Raw genomic sequence first — 981 nt, 5'->3', positions numbered from 1 at the left:
GTTAGGCCTGAGTACTTCTTCTCCAGCGTCTCCTTGCCAAGCTCGGCGGCGGCTTGACCTTGGCTGGCGTATTGGGCGGAAATGGTGACGCCGCTCGGATCGCAGGAGCTGACGTCGACCTGCGCGCTCGGAGCGGTCTCCTGGGCGGCCGAGCAGCCGGTCAGGGCGAGTGTGGAGGCAATGAGGCCAGCGCCAAAGGCGAGAGCTCTTCTGGGTACGGGCATGGGGATACTCACAATCTGTGCGGAGGAATGAAGAGGTGGTGAGGAGGTGGATAACGGGAGGTATTTGCGAGGCGTTGGACGTCAGCCCGGGAGTTCGCCGCCGGCTATGCCGCTGACGAACTTGCGTTGGGCCACGATGAACAGCACCACTATCGGCAGGGTCACGAGCAGGGCTGCCGCGGCAAGTTCGCCGTAGGAGGTGCCTGTCTCGGCCTGTTGGAACACTGATAGTGCGAGAGGAGGTGTGTAGAGCGAGCTGTCGCGCGCTACCAACAAGGGCCACAGATAGTCGTTCCAGTGCGTAAAAATCGACAGCACCGAGAAGGCCGCGATCGATGGCATCGACGTCGGGACGACGACACGCAGCAGGGTGGAGAACACGCCGAGGCCGTCGGCCTTCGCGGCCTCGAGCAGTGCGTCGGGGATCGTGACCATGTATTGCCTGAGCATGAAGATCCCGATGGCGCTCGTTGTGAAGGGCAGGACGAGGGCGGCGAAGGTGTTTGCGAGCCCCACCGAGCCGATTCCGAGATAGAGCGGAAGCGCGATGGCCTGGGTGGGGATCAGGAGGCACGCGAGCACGATCGCGAAGGCAGCATCGCGGCCACGGAAGCGCAGCTTGGCAAAGGCGTATGCCGCGGGTATGACCGTCACGAGCTGTGCGGCCAGGATGCCAAGGGTGACGAGTGCGCCGTTGAGCATGGCTTGGCCCAGGTTCGCTTGGTCCCAAGCGCGGGTGAAGTTGCCGAGGTCTAGG

The 981-nt window shown here is 63.7% G+C and carries 2 protein-coding genes; both read right to left on the bottom strand.

All coding sequences use genetic code 11. The features are described 5' to 3' along the window. The coding region (locus RR49_RS15900) for a hypothetical protein (RefSeq protein WP_211255116.1) at positions 1 to 224 on the bottom strand (224 nt) is incomplete at its 3' end. Between the two features lie 81 nt (positions 225 to 305). Then, positions 306 to 981 (bottom strand): carbohydrate ABC transporter permease (locus RR49_RS00040; protein ID WP_045245672.1); only part of this gene is annotated, 676 nt, incomplete at its 5' end.

It is taken from the genome of Microbacterium ginsengisoli (genome assembly GCF_000956535.1).
GTDB lineage: Bacteria > Actinomycetota > Actinomycetes > Actinomycetales > Microbacteriaceae > Microbacterium > Microbacterium ginsengisoli.
Note: the sequence above shows the minus strand (reverse complement) of the source record. Positions and strands in the feature narration are given on the sequence as shown.